General features: G+C 44.5%; 27 protein-coding genes, 1 tRNA gene and 1 pseudogene. 1 reads left to right on the top strand and 28 read right to left on the bottom strand.

Annotation, left to right across the window (positions count from 1 at the left end):
* Positions 1–7 precede the first annotated feature (7 nt).
* The 14 genes and pseudogenes from F995_RS10745 to F995_RS10670 form a co-directional block, all read right to left on the bottom strand.
* On the bottom strand, positions 8–1,987 hold the full coding sequence (locus F995_RS10745) for a hypothetical protein (protein ID WP_004646861.1): 1,980 nt from the start codon (positions 1,985–1,987) through the stop codon (positions 8–10).
* Positions 1,987–2,298, bottom strand: coding sequence for a hypothetical protein (locus F995_RS10740; protein ID WP_004646860.1), 312 nt, complete (start codon positions 2,296–2,298; stop codon positions 1,987–1,989). Before F995_RS10740 ends, F995_RS10745 begins: the two co-directional genes overlap by 1 nt.
* A gap of 117 nt (positions 2,299–2,415) precedes the next feature.
* Positions 2,416–2,823, bottom strand: a complete 408-nt coding sequence (locus F995_RS10735) for a hypothetical protein (RefSeq protein WP_004646859.1) — start codon at positions 2,821–2,823, stop codon at positions 2,416–2,418.
* 83 nt (positions 2,824–2,906) lie between these two features.
* Positions 2,907–3,578, bottom strand: coding sequence for a phage adaptor protein (locus F995_RS10730; RefSeq protein WP_004646858.1), 672 nt, complete (start codon positions 3,576–3,578; stop codon positions 2,907–2,909).
* Positions 3,579–3,580: 2 nt separating this feature from the next.
* Complete coding sequence (locus F995_RS10725) at positions 3,581–4,450, bottom strand: RyR domain-containing protein (protein WP_004646857.1); 870 nt, start codon at positions 4,448–4,450, stop codon at positions 3,581–3,583.
* A gap of 87 nt (positions 4,451–4,537) precedes the next feature.
* Positions 4,538–5,014, bottom strand: coding sequence for a hypothetical protein (locus F995_RS10720; protein WP_004646855.1), 477 nt, complete (start codon positions 5,012–5,014; stop codon positions 4,538–4,540).
* Positions 5,015–5,070: 56 nt separating this feature from the next.
* Complete coding sequence (locus tag F995_RS10715; protein WP_004646854.1) at positions 5,071–6,363, bottom strand: phage capsid family protein; 1,293 nt, start codon at positions 6,361–6,363, stop codon at positions 5,071–5,073.
* A gap of 20 nt (positions 6,364–6,383) precedes the next feature.
* Positions 6,384–7,418, bottom strand: coding sequence for a hypothetical protein (locus F995_RS10710; RefSeq protein ID WP_004646853.1), 1,035 nt, complete (start codon positions 7,416–7,418; stop codon positions 6,384–6,386).
* A 246-nt stretch (positions 7,419–7,664) separates the two neighbouring features.
* A tRNA-Cys gene (locus F995_RS10705) sits at positions 7,665–7,740 on the bottom strand.
* Between the two features lie 535 nt (positions 7,741–8,275).
* Complete coding sequence (locus tag F995_RS10695; protein WP_228127480.1) at positions 8,276–8,644, bottom strand: hypothetical protein; 369 nt, start codon at positions 8,642–8,644, stop codon at positions 8,276–8,278.
* A gap of 617 nt (positions 8,645–9,261) precedes the next feature.
* Positions 9,262–9,567: pseudogene (locus F995_RS17175) on the bottom strand (Gp49 family protein); the annotation flags it as partial.
* A 374-nt stretch (positions 9,568–9,941) separates the two neighbouring features.
* Positions 9,942–12,236: a portal protein gene (locus tag F995_RS10680; RefSeq protein ID WP_004646848.1), complete on the bottom strand. Its 2,295-nt coding sequence runs from the start codon at positions 12,234–12,236 to the stop codon at positions 9,942–9,944.
* 13 nt (positions 12,237–12,249) lie between these two features.
* Complete coding sequence (locus F995_RS10675; protein WP_026055753.1) at positions 12,250–13,911, bottom strand: terminase large subunit; 1,662 nt, start codon at positions 13,909–13,911, stop codon at positions 12,250–12,252.
* Between the two features lie 88 nt (positions 13,912–13,999).
* On the bottom strand, positions 14,000–14,686 hold the full coding sequence (locus tag F995_RS10670) for a hypothetical protein (protein WP_004646846.1): 687 nt from the start codon (positions 14,684–14,686) through the stop codon (positions 14,000–14,002).
* Positions 14,687–14,868: 182 nt separating this feature from the next.
* Between F995_RS10670 and F995_RS10665 the strand changes: the two genes are divergently transcribed.
* On the top strand, positions 14,869–15,900 hold the full coding sequence (locus F995_RS10665; protein WP_004646845.1) for a CHAT domain-containing protein: 1,032 nt from the start codon (positions 14,869–14,871) through the stop codon (positions 15,898–15,900).
* A 62-nt stretch (positions 15,901–15,962) separates the two neighbouring features.
* On the opposite strand, the gene F995_RS10660 is transcribed toward F995_RS10665, so the two are convergent.
* From F995_RS10660 to F995_RS10595, 14 genes are all read right to left on the bottom strand, one after another.
* Positions 15,963–16,235 carry a DUF7352 domain-containing protein gene (locus tag F995_RS10660; protein ID WP_004646844.1) on the bottom strand — a complete coding sequence of 91 codons (273 nt, stop codon included), beginning with the start codon at positions 16,233–16,235 and terminating at the stop codon, positions 15,963–15,965.
* Positions 16,219–16,740: a hypothetical protein gene (locus tag F995_RS10655; RefSeq protein WP_004646843.1), complete on the bottom strand. Its 522-nt coding sequence runs from the start codon at positions 16,738–16,740 to the stop codon at positions 16,219–16,221. Before F995_RS10655 ends, F995_RS10660 begins: the two co-directional genes overlap by 17 nt.
* 10 nt (positions 16,741–16,750) lie before the next feature.
* Positions 16,751–17,428: a metallophosphoesterase gene (locus F995_RS10650; RefSeq protein ID WP_004646841.1), complete on the bottom strand. Its 678-nt coding sequence runs from the start codon at positions 17,426–17,428 to the stop codon at positions 16,751–16,753.
* Positions 17,429–17,860, bottom strand: coding sequence for a DUF1064 domain-containing protein (locus F995_RS10645; RefSeq protein WP_004646840.1), 432 nt, complete (start codon positions 17,858–17,860; stop codon positions 17,429–17,431).
* A 7-nt stretch (positions 17,861–17,867) separates the two neighbouring features.
* Complete coding sequence (locus F995_RS10640; protein ID WP_016806835.1) at positions 17,868–18,065, bottom strand: hypothetical protein; 198 nt, start codon at positions 18,063–18,065, stop codon at positions 17,868–17,870.
* Entirely contained in the window at positions 18,062–18,277 is a 216-nt protein-coding gene (locus F995_RS10635; RefSeq protein ID WP_004646838.1) for a hypothetical protein, read from the bottom strand. Before F995_RS10635 ends, F995_RS10640 begins: the two co-directional genes overlap by 4 nt.
* A 16-nt stretch (positions 18,278–18,293) precedes the next feature.
* Positions 18,294–18,995 carry a hypothetical protein gene (locus F995_RS10630; RefSeq protein WP_004646837.1) on the bottom strand — a complete coding sequence of 234 codons (702 nt, stop codon included), beginning with the start codon at positions 18,993–18,995 and terminating at the stop codon, positions 18,294–18,296.
* Positions 18,973–19,350, bottom strand: coding sequence for a hypothetical protein (locus F995_RS10625; protein ID WP_004646836.1), 378 nt, complete (start codon positions 19,348–19,350; stop codon positions 18,973–18,975). Before F995_RS10625 ends, F995_RS10630 begins: the two co-directional genes overlap by 23 nt.
* 7 nt (positions 19,351–19,357) lie before the next feature.
* Positions 19,358–20,041, bottom strand: coding sequence for a hypothetical protein (locus F995_RS10620; RefSeq protein WP_004646834.1), 684 nt, complete (start codon positions 20,039–20,041; stop codon positions 19,358–19,360).
* A complete protein-coding gene (locus F995_RS10615; RefSeq protein WP_004646833.1) occupies positions 20,038–20,493 on the bottom strand; it encodes a hypothetical protein in 456 nt (151 codons plus the stop codon). The genes F995_RS10620 and F995_RS10615 overlap by 4 nt, the downstream gene beginning before the upstream one ends.
* On the bottom strand, positions 20,490–20,750 hold the full coding sequence (locus tag F995_RS10610; protein ID WP_004646832.1) for a hypothetical protein: 261 nt from the start codon (positions 20,748–20,750) through the stop codon (positions 20,490–20,492). The genes F995_RS10615 and F995_RS10610 overlap by 4 nt, the downstream gene beginning before the upstream one ends.
* A gap of 73 nt (positions 20,751–20,823) precedes the next feature.
* Positions 20,824–21,303 carry a hypothetical protein gene (locus tag F995_RS10605; RefSeq protein WP_004646831.1) on the bottom strand — a complete coding sequence of 160 codons (480 nt, stop codon included), beginning with the start codon at positions 21,301–21,303 and terminating at the stop codon, positions 20,824–20,826.
* A 59-nt stretch (positions 21,304–21,362) separates the two neighbouring features.
* The gene (locus tag F995_RS10600; protein WP_004646830.1) at positions 21,363–22,307 is read right to left on the bottom strand and encodes a helix-turn-helix domain-containing protein; all 945 of its coding nucleotides are present in this window, start codon (positions 22,305–22,307) and stop codon (positions 21,363–21,365) included.
* Complete coding sequence (locus tag F995_RS10595) at positions 22,304–23,107, bottom strand: phage antirepressor KilAC domain-containing protein (protein WP_004646829.1); 804 nt, start codon at positions 23,105–23,107, stop codon at positions 22,304–22,306. Before F995_RS10595 ends, F995_RS10600 begins: the two co-directional genes overlap by 4 nt.
* Positions 23,108–23,118 lie beyond the last annotated feature (11 nt).

Raw genomic sequence — 23,118 nt, 5'->3', positions numbered from 1 at the left:
TCACCTCTTACAGCACGTCTAAGAAGTCGTACATATCCTCAACTTCCCGATCTGTCATCAAATACGGGTGTGCTGAGAATTGACCAAAAACCCCATTGTAGAAATTTTGGGCAACGCCTGTTTGCAAGTTTGTACTTGAACCGATAGAAAGGTTCGCATAGTAATTCATTTGCTGACTAGATACGTATGCGTATACTTGATTGGCGCTAGGGGAAATAGGGCTATAATTGCCTTTTTTTACCTCCACTAATACGCCATCTACATACAGCTTTGCTTCACCAACAACAAAATCGATCGTTACCGCATAGTGGTGCTGTACACCTACCTCGGGAGGGGTATCAAACGTAATGGTTGATCCGTAACGTATCTGCCATAGGCCCGCAACACTTCTATCTAAACCCCATGAATGGTAAGCGAATGCTGAAGCATAAGTGGCGTTGTGCACAAAGAATTCATGCCTAAACAACACTTCAGTTGCGCTTGGAGTTCCAGTTGTAGGGGCTGCTACCCAGGCAAAACTAACTGCATTTCTAGCAGGTACATTTTGCAAGTTTCTCCGGATATTGAGCAAGCTCCCGCCTTCAAAACTTAAAAGGCTACGCCCAACAACAATAGACGTATCCGCAAGCTTTACGTTATTCGATGTGCTGTTTTTCGTAAAACTGCCAAAATAACCAATATCTTGCGGGACCGTTATACTATTGTCCTCAGCGGGTGCTACGCTCATCGGGATGTATAAAAAAGGACGCATCATTTTTACAAGATATGGATAGCCGCTTTCAGTCGGTACAATCGGATTTCGCTCAGTGTTGAACAATGCGTTAAACTGCGCCTGTACTTCAGCTTCACTCAAATATTTATAATACAAGGCTGCAAGACTTGTCTTTATCTTACCTGTTGTATGTTTACTGAGTTGTCGATTAGTATAACTACCCTCTATGTCCGCATTCTTTGACCCCGCTAAAATAAGGGTGTTTGCAACTTGGGTACCCGTATAAACATATCGTTGATGGTTTAAAAACTTCTCTGCGACTTTCACCCCATTAACAAAGAGTTTTGTCGCTACTGTGCTAGAACCGACAGCAATGGTCGCTATGAGGTGAACAGTTGTTCCTACCAATTCTGCAGGAAGTAGATATTCGAGCATATTTGTTGCCGAACCAATACCACCTAAATTTTCAGAAAATGGGTTAGACAGCATACCACTACTACCAGCACTACCATTGTAACCAACTTGTATCGTCCGTCGGTTGGAGATATAGCCAATATACCCTTGTACCCCTGGATCGCTAGCGCTTGTCGATGATGGCGTGAGATTCGCTTCCATAGGTACATCAGCACCCACGTATTTATAGAGCGGTGCAAAATAGAGTGCAGGATTACCTGTCACATTGTCTAAGTCGATCACCCACTCCAAACTAAGTTGGTTAGAAGGCGATCCGTAATAATTACCCTCACTATGCGAAACAAGAGGGTACATGAGAAGCATTGAATTATTATTTAACAGCTTACCCAACTGAGGTAATACAGGTGAACTACCAAGATATGTACCATCCAACTGAGCGGAACCTATCGTTTGCCATCGAGTAGCCCCATAACCCGAACCTGAATCCACATTATTTGGGTTACCACTAGATGTTGCCAAAATAGGGACAAATGCCGCTCGCATATCATTTTTTTGTGCGTTATAAAACCAGTCATTGACTTGACGAACGGACATTGCAGTATTGATCGGCTGCACCCGATCATAAATGATTGGGTCCTTAAAATTTGTTTCAGGTTCGCGATCATCATCTACTGAAAACAACATATAGTCATCAGTATTAGGGTCTAAACCTGAAAACACGTAATCCCCATCCACGCCCGAAACAAGAGTTGCAAGCTGTCGGAAATTGGTACGATCCAAGAGCGTTACTCGTTTTCGTGCAGGGAAGCCATCTTCTGACACGATCCCACGAATCGCACCTGTACCTGGTTTATGTGGCATTAATCTTCTCCCAACAAATTACCGTAAACATCCTCATTCTGCCAATAACCTTTATTGCTGTGCCAAGCAGAATAGTCGTTAAAAAACACCTGCTCACTTTTCTCAGCAATCTGTTGACGCACGTATTCTGTGATCCATGTCATCGGGTTAGCACTACTATTTTCACTTTGTTCAGCAGCAAACCACTGAAACTTGGGTGACTTAATAAGGCTCATCCAATCAATCTTTTTGATATCAGCAGCATACATATCGGCAGCAAAACCTTGAACACCCACGCCTTGAGTTGGTGGTTTTTCTTGCTGTTCTTTCATCTTTTTTATCCTTTGCCTACTTTGATTAAGCATCAGAGGTATGATTGCTAAAGCACCCGACAATTTACCATCCGAATTTTAGACAGTGGTTAAGATCGCCACTGTCGGCTTTAACTATTAAACTTTAAAGATTTTATTTGTACCATTATCCCAAGTCACAATAATGTCACCACCGTTTGGGGTGATCGGCAGACCTGTGGCAGTATCGATATAAGCAAGGAGAGGTGAAGTTGCTTCGGAACCAGTATCTTTATAAATTACAATCGCTTCAATTGAGTTACCCGAAACGGCTGTAAACGTACAGTCATTAGCATCTGCTGCACCGTTCGCTGTAGATTTTCCTGTTAAAGTAACTGGACCTGCGATACGTGCCGAAGTAGGAATGTCTGAAAGATATTGGTGAATGCTTGGCTGTACCGTGTAAGCACCACTATCAACAAGCACAACTTTGATTGTGTCGTTAAGCCAATTGATCTGTGCTTCTAAAAAACGCTGACGTGCAAAGTCATAGAGTGTGTTTGCCATGATTATTTCCAAATAATAAAAACATGGCTTTATGATGTGAAAGTAGGGTCAGATTCGACCAACCCTACACGGGTCTTAGGAACTTATGGCCAGAATGGTGTGACATGATGTTCAAAATCTTCACGTACTTCACGACGTAAATTGCTGTCAGGTCGATCCCCGAAGTAATCAATAAACTTGGCTTCAGCAATTGCTGCTCGGTTAGGATCCATGAACTCGGTATCAGGAACGCTAAATGCTTTATGCAGTGCCCATTGCACCAGGTGGGCATGATGTGCCTGATTGATTTCTGGCTGATCTGTATCTTCTACCATATCAACAAGCGGTAAACGATAGCCTTCAATGATCAAGGTACCGTTCTGCTCAGGACGTGGTACCAGACGTAAACCTGTGTCAGATTGAATGGCATGTACTGGATCACCGATTCTGGTACGCCAGTTGCTGTGATAGCGATGACTGAGTACTTCTTCAGAAGCCAGCTTCACTTCACGTTCACATTGGCCATGTCCAGGATCAAAGCGTAAATGTGTCAATTCATAGATACGCGGATCAAGCGAGTACTGTGCCTGCCCTGCTGTAATTTCAATATGGCAGATCGTGACATCTTCTGATTCATGCAAAAGACGACCACGGATACAGGCCTCATGAACTGCGTCATTTAGCCATGCATCCACATCTTCATCACTGGTGAAGTATGGCTGTACCGAATCCCCGGCTTCAACACGAAATCGACGACGCAGTTCTTTTAAGTCCATATTTAGATCGCTCCAAACTGACGTACTTTCTCAATCGCTTTGTCTTTCAGCTCATCGAGCTTGAATGAGTTCGGATTTACCTTTTCACCGTAGTTCGCTTCGATGTAATCCGTCACAGCCTTTTTGGTACCGAACTGCTTGATCGATTCAACCTCATTGAAAATTCGATCCTGTTCCTGCTTCAGCTTGTCCTGTTCAGCCTTTTGCTGTGCCAGAATTGCATCGGTATCATCCAGATCTTGTGCTACAGGTGCATCACCTGCTTCTACTTCTTTGAATTCAGGATGACTCAGGAATTGCTTGGCAAAGTTGCTTGGTACCGTGCGTGGCTGGCCACAGTTAAATACCAGTTTGGTGCCGTACAAGTTATCTGTGAACTGGTCTTTCGGGCCGTCATAGACAATGGTCACGCCTGCTGTTTTAAATTGCGCTGCTGCCGCTGCACCAATTGGCTGAGTCTTTTGAGCTGCAACCTGTAACTGTAATTTGACCAGTTCACCATTCAATGCAGATACATCATCTGGATCTGGTAAGTCTTTAAGCAAAGTCACCACTGCTTTAAACAGATAGTCTTTGGTTTTCTGCTCTGCAGGTAACTGGTCATATGGCAGGATGCAAGGATGGGTCTTATTTTCAAGGTCTTTAACTTCACCATAAACCCAACCATCGGCTTCTTTCTGCGCCAGCCATGATTCATGTGACTGCTCAGGTGTGGTATCCGGGTTTTCCAAATGCAGTTTTACACCATACTCAATACTTTTTTTCAGCTCATCTGAGGTTTCTTCCCAGGGTAAATGAGACTGATCACCCAGTGATGCGGAATATGCCAGATTCATTCCATGTGCAATTGCTGCCAATAAAGCGATTTTCATAATGATTCCTCATGTGAAATATAAAAAAGGGATGGTGACTCGCTGAAAATCATCCATCCCATAAACTTCATGTTTTTATACTTTTACTTAACGCGGGCCAGTCAATTCACCAGACACCACAACCTTGATGTCCGATGCTTTGGCATTGGCCGCACCACCCGTGGTGAGTGTTAAAATCGCAGGCTTTGGCAAAGTCACCAACTTGGTACCGGTTGCACGTAAACGTGCTGCGGTCGCCAGTGCACCACCACTAATAAAGTACGATGCATCCTGCGGTACTTCGCTTGAGTCCACACCATCAGCATATTTAAAGCCCAGTGAACCAGTCACAGCTTCGGTCATCGCTGTATTGATCAGCACCTGTGCATCATCCAGTCGGAAGCCTACTGGCAATAAACCCAACTCGATTACATCACCTGAAGCCACTGCCACATCGGAATTGGAATCCAGTACTGCACCTGCCGCATTGGTAGCCAATGAGAAAACAAAGGCTGTCACGTTGCCGTATGGCACTGCACCACCGAAGCGATTCGCAAATCCGCTTTTACGTTTAATTGTCGCCATGAGTTAAATACTCCTAAAATTTGACGGAGGGCCGATCACTCAGCCCTATTTCAGCCTTAGCCTTGGATCTTCACTACGGTATCGACTGCAATCACACCATGATCGGTGTACTGCATGTTGCTACCATCACCATCCACATCGACATCAAAGCGGATTTTCTTCACGCCACGAATTGTTCCGATCAAAAGCTCAGCCTTATCGCCATGATCCAGATCACCCTTTTCAGACCAGAAGTAAGGCACACCTGAGGTTTTATGTGCAGCAAATGCTTCTGCCAACGCTTGGCCACCCAAGATGATTGAACGATCCACCGCATGCGTTTTACCAAAGCTTGCAGGTACAAGCGCTGACGCTTCTGCTTCAGATGTATAGCTCGTTGCATACTTGATTGCATTACCTGCAAAGAAGCGGATGGCATGTGACATTTTGCGGATCAGGAAACCATTCCAGATACCCACATCACCACGGAACAACGGATGCAACTTGGCATTCGATGCGCGCGCTACCGCATCAGCTACGAACTGACGGAAGTTTGGCTGTTTTGCAAACCAGTTGTACTGTGCTGGAGATACCAGCCATACACGTAATGGCGAATCTTCCGACCCATCATCACCTTCAACCTTAATACACGGTGGCGGTAGGATCATGTCATCCAGCACCTGCTTCATTGAATCCACTGTGTCCAGTGTGAACAGGTCTGTAGTTGCCAGAGATGCTTCACCAGCATTGGTGGTAAATGATTTAACACCTTGGCCATCGACCATAAAGTGACGGTTTTTGGTTGGTGCCAAAACCTTGTTCACCATAATTTTGGCAAACTTCGGATCTTCCTCAGTTGGAATTGGCCATTCCACATTTTTAACGAAACCACGTGCACCACACAGATGAACTAAAAGAGACATATCGCTATAGCGATCCATCAGATCCTGTGCGATTGGACGACCCATACGACGAAAATCTACTGGTGAGCGGATCTGCGTCATGACGTTACCCAGATCTACAGGGAAACGTGCCTGGTCTACACGCAGACGATCTTCAACGATCGACATGCCGACACCGCGACCTTCAGCATATTCGCTACCCATGATTGGATAAGCGTTTACTGGCTGGATCAGGTTGTAGGTAACTTCATCACCCAGGCCTTTACCCAAGTCTTGAACACGTACAATCGGCATGTGTTTGGAAGTTTGTTTTTTAATGGTCGCTTCTGCACTGCCTTCACCTTTTGGCATTGGGCCAACCAGGTTATTCAGGGTGCTTTTACGACGTAAGCTTTTTGCAAAGAGTCCAACGGACTGTTGCATCATATTAGTTTTATCGCCGTATGCGGCATGGGTTTTATCAGTCATGGTATTCTCCACTAACAAATTTATGCACGACGGCTCATGTACGCTTCGACTTGATCAGGGGACCAGTTCTCCATTTCTGCGAGAAGTTCAGGTCCACTCAAATTCGATAAACGTTCATCAGCGGATAATGCTGCAGGTGAACCTGCAGGTAGATCCGTCACGCTGTGCGGTACTTTGGATGGAGCGTTCTGTACAGCTTGCTTGGCTTTTTCCACCATGGCCTGTGTTGGCGCTGGTGCTTCAGCCTTTGGACTGACATTGTTTTGGGACTTGTACAAACTTAAGAGTTCAACCACCTGCTCTGCATTGCCTTTATTCAATACATCGTCATAGGCACTGCGTATAAAGCTGGGTTGCGCATCTTTCCATGCCTGAAACTCTTGCGATTCTGGAATCGATTCATAGTCAGGATGTGCAGATTCGATATAAGCAAAGTGTTGCTGTTCCGCACTCAGCTGTTGCTGCTGCTTGAATGGTGCAAGGGCTGCATCCATCATGCTCTGCACTTGTGCAGATACACGCTGGCTCACCAATGCTTCAACTCCCTTGGCAATCGCTTCTTCTGAGAAATCACCAAACATGGCCATCACATCAGCATTGTTTCCGCTTGCCTCAATGACTGCCTCTGCTACAGCTGCATTCTGCTGTGCGACCTGGGTGTTACCAGGTGTCTGCTGTGCTGCTAACTGTGCAGTGAGTTGTTCCACTTGCTGCTTATACTGCTGTACTTGTTCACGGGTTTCTTGCAGTCGTTCAAAAGGAATGGTGTGTTTACCATCCTTTGCCAAGACCACAGAATTTTCCGCATTTTCTTCAACTGGTGGCGTTGGTTCAGTGGCCGGCGGTGTTACCACAGGTTCTGACGGTACCGGATCAGGTGAAGCTATCCCTGCATCTGCTTTTACGTCTTCTGGTGTAGTGGCTGGCACACTACCTGTTTCTGCAGCTGGTTCTGCAGTCTCGCCAAATAGCGCAGCTTCTAATAAGCTCGCGCCCAGATTTTGTTGATCAGCATCCGCGTTAATGTCTGTCGTTAAATGCTCTGTATTACTCATGCCTTTCCTGCCACTTATCGCTGTAGCCGCATATAGGTGAAGTGCTGACTTTTAAGAGTCGCTTGCTGTCGATTGCTCAACGTAGGCTTGAGTATTTGGGATATGGCAATAAATGGTCGAACCCTACACAGGGGCAATAGGTAGGCAATAAAAAAGCCACTAATTAAGTGGCTTAAGTACATTCTCAAAAAAAAGCCCACCCTTGGGGAAAGGTGGGCAAAAAGGGTAAGAACCCACAGCGCTATTTGGAGCATGTAACAGGACTCGAACCTGTATAAACGGAGTTGCAGTCCGCTGGCTAATCCACCTCACCCATACATGCATAAATTCCCTTTGATCGGCTCAGATAAGGGTGATCTGATTCAAGGTAACAACAAAAACCCGCCTAAACGGTTATTTCTTCAATTAAGCGTCTCCCGATACTTAATTCCAGAACTGTTGAATGCACGGTATTTTTATAAATGCGCCAGGATCGCGCTTCCCATCTCCACAACGTGGATTATCCATTCCTGCCGAAGCCTGTCTGGACTGTGCAAACGCCACCGTTCTAATGGCACTCCAAAATATCTGGCCCTGAGCGTAGGAGTCGAACCTACTGTGCACTGCAACTTGAGGGAAGAAGCGAAAGCACACACACCGCCTGTGGCCAAGGATTCGTTCCCACAAGATGCTACGAATAACATCGAGGGGAACCGGCAGTAGTTTTAAGAGATAGCAACGCTCTACTCGTCTTTCCGAGCTGTCAATGGAGATTAAACAAACCTTGGCTTGTTCACCGAATGATGCTCAGCACCACCCGATATATTTATAGTAAGTCGCCGGCTTACGACGACGTGTATAAAAAAAATACAAACAGTTCAAAGTGGTAAAAATTTTAATTGCTCAACAAAAAACTCGAAGGTGCTTTGTTGAATGGTCTCTGACTCATTATCAAATAGCAGGCTATAACGATCATCAATACGGCGGAATGAGAAAGGAATACTGTCTGCTGTCATGCAGTACAGATCCAGTGCATCAGATGACTCATGCTCAATAGTGAACTCGGTGTCATCAGTCCAGCTATTCAGGAAGTTATCGAAGCGCTGTACCAATGGTCCTTCTTCAGCATCCAGCCAGTGCGGTTCATCTTCCTGCCTTGGCTGGGTCGCAGTGGCCACAGCTATCGCCATGGTCAATGCAGAAAGTTTGAATGGTGTGCCAATGACACCAACGTTGTTATAACTCAACCCAGCACCCATTCATTTTTATAAACTATTTCTTTAAGTGTGCGGATCGCTGCTGCAAATGCCACTTCCTCAGTAATGCCATTCGCTGTGATTTCTGGCACAGGCTCAGGTGCAGCATGTAAAGAAATCGTGCACGTCCAATAATCCTGCTGATCACTGGTAACAGCCCAGACATATGCAAATGCCACAGGGCCTACATACTTAAGAACCTGCTGTGTTGGAATACTTTCCCATGGGTGCTCAGGTAGTAGCTCACCTAAACCACGATTCGACGCTTCTGCTAAAGTATCTGAAGATGCTGTATCACAACTGTTTGCACATTTCTGAACGCCTGAATTGACTTTGATATCATCAGTAGATCCACCGAGTTCTTTTGCTAATCGCGTTACAACCAATTCATGCAAGCCATAAGACTTAATATGGCGATTACCGAGACATTCCCGCAATTGTGCAATGAGATTTGGATCGGTGAAGGTTGAGCTATAACCAACCGCTGATCCTGAGCAAAGTTTCGATCCTTCCTCTGACTCTGACGGCTCTTTAGGGTCTTCTGGCAAAACCTCTCCCAATTCAGCCTTAGGGCTTTCACATGTACCACATTCGATCATCGGATTGCGGTACAGGTTGTAACCTTCCAGCTCCCATAATTTATCCTGAGCCTTCTGAGCCGCTTCTTCTTGTGCATACTTAATACCAAGCAACACATCAAAATTTTCTTTTGACACACAAGCGGTATGGCCAGTTGCTAAATAGAAATCACCATTTAGAAATGCATGAGCGAATGTAGAGGTCGTACCTTCTGGCTGCTCAAAGACGTATTGCACATGCGTCATCATTTCTTTGATCTGATCAAGTGTGACTCGTGGAGCTTCCAAACCTTTGTCTTGAATCTCTTGTTCCATCTGTTCATCTGTATGTGACATGAATGTCTCCTGGTGGATTATTTGTGGTGATCTTTGGAATTGATGTCTTTGATATATGCATGCTCCATCAGGTACGAAGCAGCCATGATGATCAGTACGCAGACCGTCAAGGAAATAACGATCGCAGCAAGACCAAGGCGTTCCGTGTGATAGAGGATTAATGAAAAGATCAGCAAGCTGAGAAGGATCAGAAGTATTATTTTTTTCATATGCATCATCATCTCAAAGACTATGTAGATGATGATGCTGTTATGGTTTACGTCATGCTGTATAAAATTCAAGCATTTAGATATGTATTATTTCTGCCATAAAAATAGCCTCATCTGGTAATGAGGCTATTGTTTGGTGCTGGTTTACGTCTATAAGCTCAATATTCAACCAAGATTATCACTGGTCCGCGCCGTCTCAATTCCCTGTAACCCAGTAGAAGGCTGTTGTGGCACAGGTGGATTCATCGGACTGGTATTCTGCTGTACCTGCATATCGGCAATACCTTCACTGCCGATCTGTGCACCTTCCCCTTCTAGGTATGGTGAACGGATATCACGTGCTGCTACATCACTTGGTATAGGCAAGTTCGGATCATCACCCATTGGATTAGGTCGCTGATACCCAGCACCTTGCATAATAATATCGGCAATCGGTGCTGCTTGTGGTACCTGAGCCACTTGTACCGCACCTTGAACTGCGCTGTACTGTGACTGAACGCCAGTCTGCACTGCTTTCGCATCCACCAACTTGATATCACTTTCTGTCTTACGCTCTTTCAAACGCAATTCTTGTAACTTGATCTCATTGCCAGATTCTTTCAATGCCTGAGCCACTGCATCCTTAATACGTTGTTCCACTTCCTCAGGTGTCGGTGCATCCACCGCATCACGAATGCTTTGGATAATGTCACGCTTGAATGGTGTGTCTGTAAGCGCAATAAGGTACGGCAGAATCGTCTGCTGGATATTCGGTGGCAAGGATTTGGTAACTTCGGACAATGCTGCAAGCTGCTGGGCACGGAAACCACTGGTGCTTGGCACATCCTCAAGAATAACTTTAATCCGAGTACGCTGTACATCATTGGACAGATAGGTATAACCCATTGGATCTGTCTCAGGCTTATTGATATGCACACGACGCTCTGCAGTAATCGCATCACCTTCGATCACCACTACTTCTTCCTTGCTGCCTAAGTCTTCTACAATCATAGAAAGCAACAACTCACCGACCAGGGTTCGAGATTCCTTAAAGTGATCCATGATTTTACGCAATGCCTGATTCGACTGGTCAATCTGCAGCTGCTCTTGTCGTCCACTGGTTGCTGTACCCTGCCGACCTTGAAAGCCTGAAGTAATACTACTGGTACGTTCAATCGAGATCCGGCTATCTTCCAGCAACTTAAATTGATGCTGATTCAATTCAAAGTCACGTTCAACCTCAAACTTTGCCCCAGTCTTGGCCATGTGCTGCTGATTCAGTTCAATATAAGCATCAGGTCGTGCAATCTGCTGCATAATCTGGCCGCGTGTCATCTGAGATGCACCACGTGTTGTGGTCACACGTACCGAACTTAAACCCCAGCGCAGTTTAGCTTGGGTCGAATTGATCAAGTCTTGGCTGTACTTCATATCTCGTACAAAGCCGTATGGAATGCCGGTATTGTCCTCACGGAATCCTATAAACGGCACATAGGGGAAACTCTCATGCGGATATGGTGTAGGCCCATCGTATAGGCAATGTGGACCCATCCAATAGCTACGACGCATTTTAGCCACTGGTGCACGCTCTGGAATGGCATAACCATTTGCTGCAGCATAAATATGTGCTGGATTGTTTTCATCAAACTCAACGATCCGGCCATCATCAAAGCGCAACATGGTCAGTTCTACCCAACGGCGATACCACACTTCTGAGACATTAATCTCTTTAGAGGTCTGATCGAACCAGAAACGCTCAGTCTTAGACCAAGCTTGAGCATCTCCCCAGGCATTCCGTAGACCGGTAGAGTTTCCACCATCGATCATGCTGTCATGCTGCCACCACAAAGCACCATGTCGGCCAATTGTCTCTATCAGTTCTTTATGCTGAGGGAATGCAATCTTAAGGCGCTGCGGATGTACCCATCGATTACGGCGCAACCATCGTGCATCACTTAGATCATCTTCCTGGGCTTTCATATCCCAATGGATTTCATTACGGTTTACGGCGACACAGCGATATGGATACTTCAGAGGATCTGCTTCACGTTTGACTTCGACCCAACCGATACCACAACCAATCATCGGCCGGAATGCATCACTACATGCCTTATCAGCCTTAGATAGTCGCTCAGCCTGATTCAATTTATAGTTCAGTGCATCTGCGACATCTTGTCCACCAGGCTCACCATTGGGTGTCACACGCCAGTCTGTCCGTGTTTCCAGCTCATGACCTTCAATGGCACGCAATGCAGGACCAATCATATTCTCAATGGCAGGAGGAATGCCGATCAGCTTCATCCGGGTCAGTAATTCACTGTCCAGCTGGTTGCCGTCGGCATAGTCCATTTCTTTATCTGCAGTCGTACGCCAGTGTGGTTGTTGTTCTATCTCGTCATGGATCTCATTGAGCTCCTGAAGGTTCAATGCCATTTCATCTACTTCTGGCGTATCAGTCACTGAGTTTTCATCATTCTGCATGCTGCTACCTGTTCTACATTAGTCGCCAATCGACTGGCTCATCGTTATAGTTATCTTGGCGTTTTGGCTCATCTTCTGCGAACCCTACACGGCTCGTCATGTCTGCTATGTCTTCAATCATTCCTGCATCTTTGGCCTGTGCCCATTGACGTAATGCGTCGGCACCTTCCGAGCAACCATTGGCCTTGTTAGGCTGATCAATAAAGCATTTATCTGCTTTGGAGAATTTCTTCTGATAGCCTTCGATACGCTCAATACCCAATTTGCAGCCATCTTTATCGAACCAAGCATTCTTTAGATGCTTACGTGTGGACTGAATACCGTGGATCAGTTGAGTAATACGCGGCACAATCACAAAGTTATGTCCTGGTAATAGTTCTTCCAGCTGCTCCATAACAGACTTGTTAAAGTCACCTAGGCGCTGGTGTGCGGCATCGTGTGGCAGGAAGTGGGTGTGGTAGATGTAATCGTGTGATTTGATCTCTGCTACATAGTGTCTTAGATCTTGGCCATGCTTCTCGTAGTAGCGAATAAAACGGTCTTGGCCATTCATGACCTGCTGGTACCAGATTGCACAGCCGTCATGATTCCCAATATCCCAATAGGTATAAGTCGGTACATCCAATACTTCGATCTGACCAATACCACCACGCTTACGCAGTGCCAGCATATCCTTGGCATAGTAGTTACCATCTTTGGCCACCTGGAATGCTTCATCCGGGAATGATGGGTATTCCTGCCACATCTTGGCACTATCACCACGAAGGTCATTGTCCCGTGTCAGCACATACCAGGCACGCTGATCAGGATCGAGGCGCATCTTGATCCCCATTTTCTGGCGTACGATCAGCTCAACTTCATCCAGTTCTTCATGATCTCTGGCTGAAATAGTGACTTGTGTAGAATCAATCCGGTACTTGGGCTCTTGCCACCAGGCATAGAAATGGAATCGATAGTCTTTGGAAGTAAGGACTTTGCGCAGTAAGTAGTTGGTCTGTGCTGCCTGCACCATTGCATAGAATGAACCGTTACGCCCTTCCGCCGTGGATTCAATCACCAGCACACCATTGGTCGGTACCGTTGGGATCGAACCGGTAATAACCTCATCATCTTTGGCCGGATCACTCGCACAGATCTTACCGAACTCGGAAATCAGCATGCGATGGATGGTACCGGAACGGAATGAGGTCGCTACGCGGATGCTCGATCCATTGTGGCCAAACTCAATTTCTGACTTGTTATAAGCTTTTAAAGGAAAGCGTGCTCTGATTTCATCTGGGAGGTTGTCATAAGCAAACTTGATCTTATCCTTGAAGATACTGAAAACCGTCGGCAAGTCCTGAGCGATAATGGCGCAGTTCTGGTTAGCATTGAACAGTGCATGATCCAGCCACAAGATACAGATCAGCGTAGTAAAACCGAGCTGACGTGCTTTTAAAATAATATTGCGGTGCCACAACCGGTTTAAAAATTTGATCTGTGCAGCGTTCGGTTTAAATGGCAGCTCAAAGGTGTCGGCTTCAATGACATTTCCCAAGTCATCCTTGAAGTCATCACCCTTAATTTTGATCTTGTACAGACAGCCTGAAAAAATACGCCACTGGGGGTCAGCCAGGCATCTTTCCAGTTCTTCCTTATTCGTGGGTAGTTCGGCTAAGTGGGTGTTATACATCATATAATCACCACTTTTGCACAATCATGGTGCAGTTTTATTGCACGTACGTGCATGAAATGATTTTGATGTGGGTCGTTGGCCGTCTTATTCACGTAGCGTCCCCATTTTCATTATCGAACTCAGGGTCATGTGCTACAGGCTGGAATGTGGATGAGTTGCTTTGTGCAATTCGATTGATCAATGCGGTCAGGTCATCGGCTTTTTCTTCTTGTTTTTTATCCAGGCCATAGGCTTGTACTTCCAGACCAACCAAAGTCTTGAGCGTGTCGCCCAGATCCTTCATTGACTTCACACGATTCGGCAGCTGGATAATCTTCATGTACAGATCGTTTAATTTGTCCTGGCCTTTATCATCTTCCTTGCGCATGACATCGCCGAAGTCATCGAGTAGTGCAATGTTGTCCAGTCCGATCATGTGTTCAAGTTCATCGAACAGGCCCATACATAAATTTCGGGCACGTTGGATATCTTTACGCTGATTGATCTGGATGCTGGCGATCAAATTGGCATTGGCATCAATGGTTTCTTTTTCTGTGGCCTTATATTCTGGTGAGTTGCGTACCTCAGTGCGTACCACTTCAGTGCGCACTATTGCCTCTGCTTTTGCCTTGATTTTTCCGTTTAAATCGCGGGTCCATTCCTGTGTCTTTGCACGCTTGCGAATAGCACCATCAGATACGCCAAAGGCTTGTGCTATCTGTCTTATAGACTGCACGCCTGCACGATATTCGATTTCAATACGCTCCCAATCAGGAGCTGTTTTCTTCTCTGACATCACACCACCTTTGCTTACAAGGTGATGATGGGAGTGCGCGGTGCGTACTGTCGAACCCTACAGTTTTACGCAGTGCGTACAGTGGATAGATGTTCCACGGAAGGATGATTTATTCTTTTTTCTAATTTATAGTGACTCTAACTATAAATACACTTATCACATTTCGATTACAGGATACCAAAATGTCTTTATTAGACTCATACAGAAGAACTGTTCAAGATACAGCTAAAAAGATTTCCCAGGCTCTAGCAAAAAAAGGGAAAGAAACTGAAAGCATTTCAAAAGAAAATACAAAAATTGCAAACTTAAAAAGACAAATTAATAGTACTAGTTCACTAACTACAATTAAAAGTAAGAGTAAAGAGATTGAAAGATGTGAGGCGGCAAAAATAAAACATTATGACAATATAGCTAAACATGAGAAAGAAATTGCAAGTTTAGAGAAACGTAAAGGTGAATATGAAAAAAAGGTCTTCGCTGAAGAAACAAAATTAGCTAAACAAAATCAAGTTAAAGTCGATCGTGCTAACAAGGAACAGGCAAAGTTAATGGCCAACTTATCTTCTACTGTGAAAGATCATTCACAGGAAATCAAAAAACTAAAAGAATTACCGAAAAAAATTACTGTTTTATTTCTAGCGTCTAATCCACGTGATCAAGGGCAATTAGGGTTAGATATTGAAGTGCGATCTATAGAAGAGCAAATTAGTAAGGCTCGTCATAGAGACTCTGTCAAATTAGAGTCCAGATGGGCTGTTAGGCCTGGTGACATTTTGGGTCATTTAAACAATTGTGAGCCAACTATTGTGCATTTCAGCGGTCATGGCAGCGCGAATGATGAATTGGTGTTAATGAACAATAATGATGAAACAAAATTGGTATCACTGGAAGCAATCGTTCATGCTATGAGCGTAGCAAATGATAGCTTACGATTAGTTTTCTTTAATACCTGCTCTTCATTTAATCAAGCATCATTAGTCACTCAACATATCGAATGCGCAATCGGGATGACTGAGAGTATTACTGATACAGCTGCACAATATTTTTCTGCACAATTTTATTCATCTATTAGCTTCGGCCACTCAGTTCAAAAGTCATTTGATCAAGCTATAGCAGCTTTAATGCTTGAAGGGATTGATGAAGTAGAAACGCCCGTGCTGTATGTAAAAGATGGCCTATCTGCCAGTGACATATACTTACTCTCTGCTGAATAGCTTTTATCTAATTAGTCATATCAATACATTTTGATATGACTATTTCTTATTATTCATCCTAACTATGGCTTCCTGAAGAAATGTGTCACGATGTTTTGACCAAGGTTATTAAATACATGCAGAGTCTTTATATATATTCCATGCTCATGTTGAAGTAGCTGGCCAGTGTGAGTAGCAAAGATGGTTAAGGGCACCTTAGGTGCATTTAGATCTATCAGCATCCAAACACATGGCTGACCATCACTCAGCTCAATATCTAATACCTGAGCACCTTCTGATACTTCAAAAGTTTGCTCCCATGCCTGGGTGACAGGAAATTTATGTACTACTTTCATCAAACAGGCCTCCTTGGATTTTCTCCTCATGGATCCGTTCAATACTGCGTGTAAGCTTACTGACTTGGGTAGCAATATTATTTGTGAGGTAATTCATGCTCCGACCCATCTCAATATTGCTGTGTTGCATGGCATCGCTCATCATTAAACACCCAAAATCCCGGGCTTCCTTAGGTGTTAATGTCAGTACAATATCATCACCGATTTCAATCTTTACCGTACCGTCATTCAGCACTGTTTTACTAATCATGCGTGCAGGACGATGTTGTTGCACCGGCATATAAACACCACGTTCAACGCGATTCACCTGGTTGGTATCCACCAGATAACTTAAGCGATCATCAATCTGTCCCCGGGTAAGATGTGGCAATGCAATCTGCAAAGTTTCACGTGTAATAATCTGCCCCTGGTTATGCAGATCCACACATGCTTCAAAAATCATGATAGTCGATGACTTCTTTTCATCGTTCTGCTCTGCGTCTGTATGTCTCTTACGCTCACCCATGGTATTCCCCTTAAATCAGATCAAGATCAAGCACAGTGAGCGTGCCGTAGTGCACTGCGCCTGTATCAATGAAATAACAGTTATGGCGTTTAACCAGTTGCAGTGAAACGCTATGCCCCAGTATTACTGCATGCACATTTTCAACCGCTGAATACTGAGTTCCTTCCCAATCCCCGAAACGATCACGTCCCCACATTACGTGATCTGCTACATGACGACCTTCGATTACTGAATTTAAGTCGTTTTTGAAGGTATCCCAGTTGTTGTGTTCAATATGGCCATGCACAAACCCAAAACGCTTGCCCTTATAGTCAACTTCAATCGCTATAGGCAACTCGGCAAAGGTGTGTGCAATGTTGTACATCGCCTGGCCATCGAGCATATAAAACCATTCACCACCATTGGCGATATGACAGCGTTTAGCAGATTCGTTATGTAGGCCTTGAATGCATAAATCTTCATGGTTACCACGTACAGCGCTAAACCACGGCTGAGAAAGTAATTCGATACACTGCAGGTTTTGTGGTCCACGATCGACCAGATCCCCTACAGAAACCAGATGATCTTTCTCAAAATCAAAGCCAATATCATGTAGTTTCTGCATCAAAAGGTTATAACAGCCGTGTAGATCACCAACGGCATAGAGCTTTCCTTCAATCTGCTTTTCCAATTTTTTGAATAGTGCCATTTAGACCTCTTGAATTTCTATGCCATGTTTCAACATCATGAGTTGCTTTTTCAGCGTATACACCGGATTTGTCGCAGTTGATTTACACTTCACATCTTCAACAATGGTCTGACCGGTCTTGAGATCGGTATATACAAAGTCTGCTTCATAATATCGTGCTGCAGTTCGGCTCTTTTTCGATGGATACTGCACCGAATCAATAATTTCAAAGCGTACGTGATGCTGTAAATCAGCAATCAATCCCATACGCTGCATGGTCTTCAGCTGCTCATACCGACGCTGCTCTTTTTTTGAATCAAACTTAAGCCCGTCCTTTTCGGTCTTAATATTGTTGTATTTTGGGGTTTTCTTTTTTGGATCAGGTACAGGCTTAGCGCATAAGTGCCCCAAGCCTGCTTTCCGAAGTTCCCGATCAGTCAATACCGCTGGCATAGGCTATTTATTCAGCAGCCAGATCCCAGGCACACACCAGCCCGGTATTTTCTGACATGAGTTCATCCAAAGATTTAACCTCTGGTAAGCCAGTGACTGCTTTATCAGTATTCGAATTAAACGCTGCCATAATGCGACGTTCAAAATTGAAGTACATCCCCGCGCTGGCCAATGCCAGGTGTAAAGTATTTGGTTTCAACATCATATTGTTCCCCGTTTGTTCTGAATCATTTGATAAGCCTTAAAGCCAACTCGAACCGGCATATAACGATATTCATCACCGTCACGTAAAAACAACGCCGTACCACGGTTGGCCAATAAGGTTGGGTAAAAATCCTGTGTCTTTACCCAAGCCTGATAATCCACATGTAGATCAAATGCAGCCTCATCCTTATGTTTCTTAGATTCACACTGCATTCTTCTCTCCAAAAATTTATGCTTGTTGCTGCGCAATTTGTTCATAAACCCATAATTGCCGCAGGTTTAGTTCAGCAACTTCAATGCCCTGTTTTAGCCATGAGTTCACAGCCAGATATTCCTTGTAAGCCGCAAGGCTCTTAAACTCGACATCAGCACTGATATATATCTGCATATACTCAATAGCATGGCCTTCTGGTATATCCTTCCGGGCATCAATGGCATCAGACAGTTCTTGCTTTAAGCCCTTCCAACCCACTTTCTTTAAACCCATGCCCAGATCTACCCGGGCATCCGCTTTACCCTGCCAGAGTTCACAGTGATGCATTTCTGGAACCTTCTGCTCATACGGCACGGTAATCATGTTGGTTTCCTCATCTTCCACATTCATCAAATGAATATTGGTATGAATAAACCACTCACACGGCTTGATATGATCGAGCGCCAGAACGACACCCATGTTCTGCCAATCGTATGCCCCTAACGCTATATGGAACGGTAACGTCTTGCTGTCTGAAAAAAGATCAAATAATTCTTTTTCATCTAATTTCTTGCGTTCAATGTACTCATGCACATGATGGCCAACATATTCCATTTCCATTGGGAACTTTTGGGTCATGTCACGACGCAATGATGCGTCGTGCTGGTACTGTCTGGTCGCTGCCGGCGATACCTTGTTTGGATTGAATTTCTTCTTACGAACTTTTAGCTTGGACATTCTTCTTTCTCGATTTCGCACAATCCACACAAGCACTATTTGAAACGTAACGCAGTTTTAAGCCACATTTTTTACATGGCTTACCTTCATAGGTATCCGCCTCATGTGTTCTGTAAACCGTAGTAGACTGCCGTGCTCCACCTTTGTTTTGTCTGCCCTTGCTGGCATATTCCATTTCAGTTGATTGATAACCGCTTTGCCCTCTTGGAATCTGGGTAATCTGGTTGCCCTGTTTCTTAAACTTTGCGACTTCCTTTTCCCAATACTCGCGCTGTGTCTGCTTCAACTCAGGATTTGTAAATTTGTGAACGACTAGCTCAACACGTGGCATAAATGTGTCTTGGCCTAAACTCATGCGGTAATCACCCTGTAATACTTGATTGAAATTTTGATAAAACATTTGAAGCGTTTGAAAGGCTGATCTCTCTTTCCAGGCTTCGTACTTTTCGTTCTAAGGTTTGGTTATGCATCTCAAGTTTTGAATAATTTCTTTGCATATAAAGAACCTGCTCTGGATCCTTCAATCTGGCCAATGCCATAGTCAGAAGATTCATTTCGTTTTGAATATTTCTTTCTTCAAAGGCCAGTAATTCAAGATTCTCTTCAATTTTTCGATGGTCCGGCCAGCTCTCATTTTTTTTGCTATATGGGTTGAGTCTCTTAATTCTTGGCACAGCCAGGACACCAGCAACTACCTTACAAATCCCCTTAGGACTGACATAGATCAGGCCCCATTTTTCCGGGAGTTCTTCAGGTTTAATTAATCCGGTTGGGCAGATGTAATAGCGATATTTACCCATACCCTGTGCTGGATTAAGGCGATGAGGTTTGTTTTTATCTACCAGAAAGTCAGAGCGACTTGTCTTCGCTTCAAGTAAAAATGTCCCCATACCATTTCGATTTAAACCATGACGCACACCAAATACATCCGGGTTTTCCCCATAACATGCTGCCTCAACGATAGTGAAGTGACAGCCATGACCATTTGCAGATTCAGGACGCTTTAAAAATCGAGCTCCCACTTCGCACAATTCACGATGGTTCAAGGTTCATTCCTCCACACCAGAATTTCAGACTCCTGACGACGGTTGAAATAAGCAAATACGTCATCACGGTTAAACGTGCATTCTGCAATCTGCAGGTCTTTCGCCTTGGCATATCGCTCAACAAACTTTTTATCCAAGCTCCAGCAAATTGACTGCTCAATTTCAATTGGATCCGCATAGGCCCGGTATGCCTTCAACTTTTTAGGCAAGCGTGCAAACTCACGACGTTCCCTGGTTTTCATAATCTTCTGACGGTTTCTGCGTTTACTACGAAACATCACCATCCAGTCGTTTTGATCTTTAAAACAACCACCAGCTTTCCATGCAGTACCCAGCATGTTCCAGTAGGCATTATCATCGATAATTTTGTTGTGATTACCTTGCATGAAAGCCAGCATCAAGTGATGTGGTACCAGGCACATAGCTCGGGCAATATTGGAATCACTGTTCATGCGGCATCATCCTTGATACAACGTTCGTCATAAATCCAAAGAGTTGGCTTACTTCCTAGGCGCATGCTAATCACGCCAGTGCCTTTGGTACGAATAATCACACTTAAGTCATAAGAGCATTGGCGCTCAGTTATGTCATAGCCTTTGGCTTTCATTCGATTTACCACGCCTTTGGTGTAAGGTCTTTTGCCTTGTGCTTTTGCATCCTTAACGCATTGCAGTACTTGGTATTGACGATCAGTAAGATCTAATTTCACACTCCACCCCCTAATCTCACCAAAGCAGCACCGATCAACATAAAAATAAACATCAATGTTTTGTTTAGGTCTTTCACGACACATCCCCAAAATCAAAAGCTGACTGGTGAACAGCAGGCTGACGATCCAGCAAAGGTCTGGTCATATCAGACAACAAACGCTGTTCTTCTGCTTCAACCAGTGGCATAGCATTCATAATATTGCGGTACTCACGGTTACTTAGGCTCTGCTCATTGGATGGCAGGGTGATATACAGCACCTGGTCTTCAGTCATATCAACAAACTTTAAAATCATCTTGCGACGTGACAGGTTTTTAGTGCCGGCATTGAACCAGTTCTTGATTCGGCTTAGTTTGATCAGACCGCAAAACTCATTTGGATCTTCACAGTGATGGTGAACAGGACGTGGTTTAAAGTTTGGCCCTGGTAATTCAGTGATCTTCCCCTTGTACCCCTTTAGCATTTCATCCAGTGCACGACGTTGCGCCTGCTTCTCTGAATAATTCCCTACGTAACGTGCCGCTTTTTGTGCTTCTATGTGCTGTAAAGTCATCTCAATTCCCCTCGAAGATGCTTAATTAATTTTTGATTGAGATCCTGAACCTGCCTGTGTTATGCAGCGATATCAGGTAAATCCCCATTAAATCCAACCTGTTTTAAATAACCTTCCCACTTCTTGGCCTGGGCCGGATCTTTGAGTTTCACGGCGATACGGGCAGCAAGTTTTTCGTAAGACTCACCTGGTTCACTGAACTTGCTTGTGAACTCGGGATGTTGTGAAAGTTTTTCAGCGAATGTAAAAATCTGTTTTTCAGACAGGTGCTGGCTTTGGTATTTCGTACCTGCAGGTTTTGCAGAAGTTTCTTTTGAATATTTATTTCGGTATGCGTTGATCACCCAGTCAGCGAAGTGATAAATCATCAACTCATCGCTCATTGGTTTTTCAGCGTTGTAAATTTCAAAGGCACGTTTTTCACGTTCAATCCATTTCGAATCCACGATGATTTCAAAATCGATACTGTCATCGGTCAAAAACATTTCTTCACGAAGTTTGTTAAAACAAAACCATGATTTTTTATTTTTAGATTCTATTGATAGATTCTTTGAAAGATTCCGTGTCCCAACGTTGGGACTCTTTCCACGGAACGTTGGGACTCTTTCCGCGGAACGTTGGAACTGTTCCGTTGTTGGGACTGTTCCAATATTGGGACCCTTTAAATCCTCGTCTTCAGCGTCAAAGGATTCCATTGTTGGGACTGTTTCACGACCATTTACACCGACCAAACGATAGACTTTGACCTGCTTGGTTCTGCCCTTTCTTTCACCAGTATCTTCGATCAATCCATCCTGAATTAGCTCATCAATAATTTTGAGTACAGTCTTGCGATCCATCTCGGTGTCTTCCACCAGACGTGCAATACTCGGGTAAGCACAGTGATCTTCACCTGCTCGGTCAGCCAGTGACAGAAGGACTAACCGCTTAAGAGGCTTAGTACTTCCACCGGCCTTTTGTTTCTGGCGCACTTTCCATGCCCAGGTGGTTGCGTCTAAACTCATGCAGCTACCTTTCTATTTTTGTTGACCAACCCAGTAATGCGGGTCAGGCCGAATGCCGTAACGCGCATATGTAAGAAAACGCGTTCTTTCCCATCATTGCGATTCACGATCACTGGTGACGTACGATTGGTAAATACCTTGTTCAAAACGTATTGAGCATGCGGCTGCAGCTTGCGATCTGCATCCCGATAGATCCATTTTTTATCTATCAGAAGTTTGATTAGATCGGACTCACGGATACCGATGGTTTTCGCACAGTCCCGTAAACAGTAGGTATTGGCAGTATCCGCAATGGTGTCGAGTGCTTCAGCCTTGGGTGCCAGTTCAGCAACTTGTTGTTGTGCCAATTGCTTGGCTTCAAATTGTTCTGCCCAGGCACGTGCAGCAGCAGCTGGATCTGCAAAGTCTGGAAGCGTTGGAGGGTGTGATTTTTCCTTTACTGAAAAATAGACTTCTTCGAGTTGCTCGAAAATATCCCACGCTTGATCTGTATCCAGAATCTTGGCATGGCGGGCCGCACCTTTTTCGGTCCATAAAATTAGACGTGCTGACTGCTTTGGAACATACTTACTTACAGTAGGTATGTTCTTAAAAGCTTTGAGATCGTCACCTTCTAGTTTGAAATAGTGTTTTCCTTCGACAAAACGATCAGCATTTCGATTGAAGTTTACTTGCACGTTGTTTTGATCGGTTCCGTAAAACTCAGCAAGTTGTGCAGTAGTCATCACTGGCACTGACTTGTATTGAATAACCGACGTGTTCTTGTCGGCAACTCGAATTGTTTGTGGTAAAGTATTCATTGTTTAAATCC

The organism is Acinetobacter sp. CIP A162 (genome assembly GCF_000367905.1).
Classification (GTDB): domain Bacteria; phylum Pseudomonadota; class Gammaproteobacteria; order Pseudomonadales; family Moraxellaceae; genus Acinetobacter; species Acinetobacter lwoffii.
The sequence above is the reverse complement of the archived record's forward strand: the minus strand, read 5'-3'. Positions and strand labels throughout refer to the sequence as shown.

Bases quoted from the DNA above. Each gene is read 5' to 3' on its own strand.
- F995_RS10745 (WP_004646861.1), bottom strand. From the start codon at position 1,987: ATGCCACATAAACCAGGTACAGGTGCGATTCGTGGGATCGTGTCAGAA.
- F995_RS10740 (WP_004646860.1), bottom strand. From the start codon at position 2,298: ATGAAAGAACAGCAAGAAAAACCACCAACTCAAGGCGTGGGTGTTCAA.
- F995_RS10735 (WP_004646859.1), bottom strand. From the start codon at position 2,823: ATGGCAAACACACTCTATGACTTTGCACGTCAGCGTTTTTTAGAAGCA.
- F995_RS10730 (WP_004646858.1), bottom strand. From the start codon at position 3,578: ATGGACTTAAAAGAACTGCGTCGTCGATTTCGTGTTGAAGCCGGGGAT.
- F995_RS10725 (WP_004646857.1), bottom strand. From the start codon at position 4,450: ATGAAAATCGCTTTATTGGCAGCAATTGCACATGGAATGAATCTGGCA.
- F995_RS10720 (WP_004646855.1), bottom strand. From the start codon at position 5,014: ATGGCGACAATTAAACGTAAAAGCGGATTTGCGAATCGCTTCGGTGGT.
- F995_RS10715 (WP_004646854.1), bottom strand. From the start codon at position 6,363: ATGACTGATAAAACCCATGCCGCATACGGCGATAAAACTAATATGATG.
- F995_RS10710 (WP_004646853.1), bottom strand. From the start codon at position 7,418: ATGAGTAATACAGAGCATTTAACGACAGACATTAACGCGGATGCTGAT.
- F995_RS10680 (WP_004646848.1), bottom strand. From the start codon at position 12,236: ATGCAGAATGATGAAAACTCAGTGACTGATACGCCAGAAGTAGATGAA.
- F995_RS10675 (WP_026055753.1), bottom strand. From the start codon at position 13,911: ATGATGTATAACACCCACTTAGCCGAACTACCCACGAATAAGGAAGAA.
- F995_RS10670 (WP_004646846.1), bottom strand. From the start codon at position 14,686: ATGTCAGAGAAGAAAACAGCTCCTGATTGGGAGCGTATTGAAATCGAA.
- F995_RS10665 (WP_004646845.1), top strand. From the start codon at position 14,869: ATGTCTTTATTAGACTCATACAGAAGAACTGTTCAAGATACAGCTAAA.
- F995_RS10660 (WP_004646844.1), bottom strand. From the start codon at position 16,235: ATGAAAGTAGTACATAAATTTCCTGTCACCCAGGCATGGGAGCAAACT.
- F995_RS10655 (WP_004646843.1), bottom strand. From the start codon at position 16,740: ATGGGTGAGCGTAAGAGACATACAGACGCAGAGCAGAACGATGAAAAG.
- F995_RS10650 (WP_004646841.1), bottom strand. From the start codon at position 17,428: ATGGCACTATTCAAAAAATTGGAAAAGCAGATTGAAGGAAAGCTCTAT.
- F995_RS10645 (WP_004646840.1), bottom strand. From the start codon at position 17,860: ATGCCAGCGGTATTGACTGATCGGGAACTTCGGAAAGCAGGCTTGGGG.
- F995_RS10640 (WP_016806835.1), bottom strand. From the start codon at position 18,065: ATGATGTTGAAACCAAATACTTTACACCTGGCATTGGCCAGCGCGGGG.
- F995_RS10635 (WP_004646838.1), bottom strand. From the start codon at position 18,277: ATGCAGTGTGAATCTAAGAAACATAAGGATGAGGCTGCATTTGATCTA.
- F995_RS10630 (WP_004646837.1), bottom strand. From the start codon at position 18,995: ATGTCCAAGCTAAAAGTTCGTAAGAAGAAATTCAATCCAAACAAGGTA.
- F995_RS10625 (WP_004646836.1), bottom strand. From the start codon at position 19,350: ATGAGTTTAGGCCAAGACACATTTATGCCACGTGTTGAGCTAGTCGTT.
- F995_RS10615 (WP_004646833.1), bottom strand. From the start codon at position 20,493: ATGAACAGTGATTCCAATATTGCCCGAGCTATGTGCCTGGTACCACAT.
- F995_RS10605 (WP_004646831.1), bottom strand. From the start codon at position 21,303: ATGACTTTACAGCACATAGAAGCACAAAAAGCGGCACGTTACGTAGGG.
- F995_RS10600 (WP_004646830.1), bottom strand. From the start codon at position 22,307: ATGAGTTTAGACGCAACCACCTGGGCATGGAAAGTGCGCCAGAAACAA.
- F995_RS10595 (WP_004646829.1), bottom strand. From the start codon at position 23,107: ATGAATACTTTACCACAAACAATTCGAGTTGCCGACAAGAACACGTCG.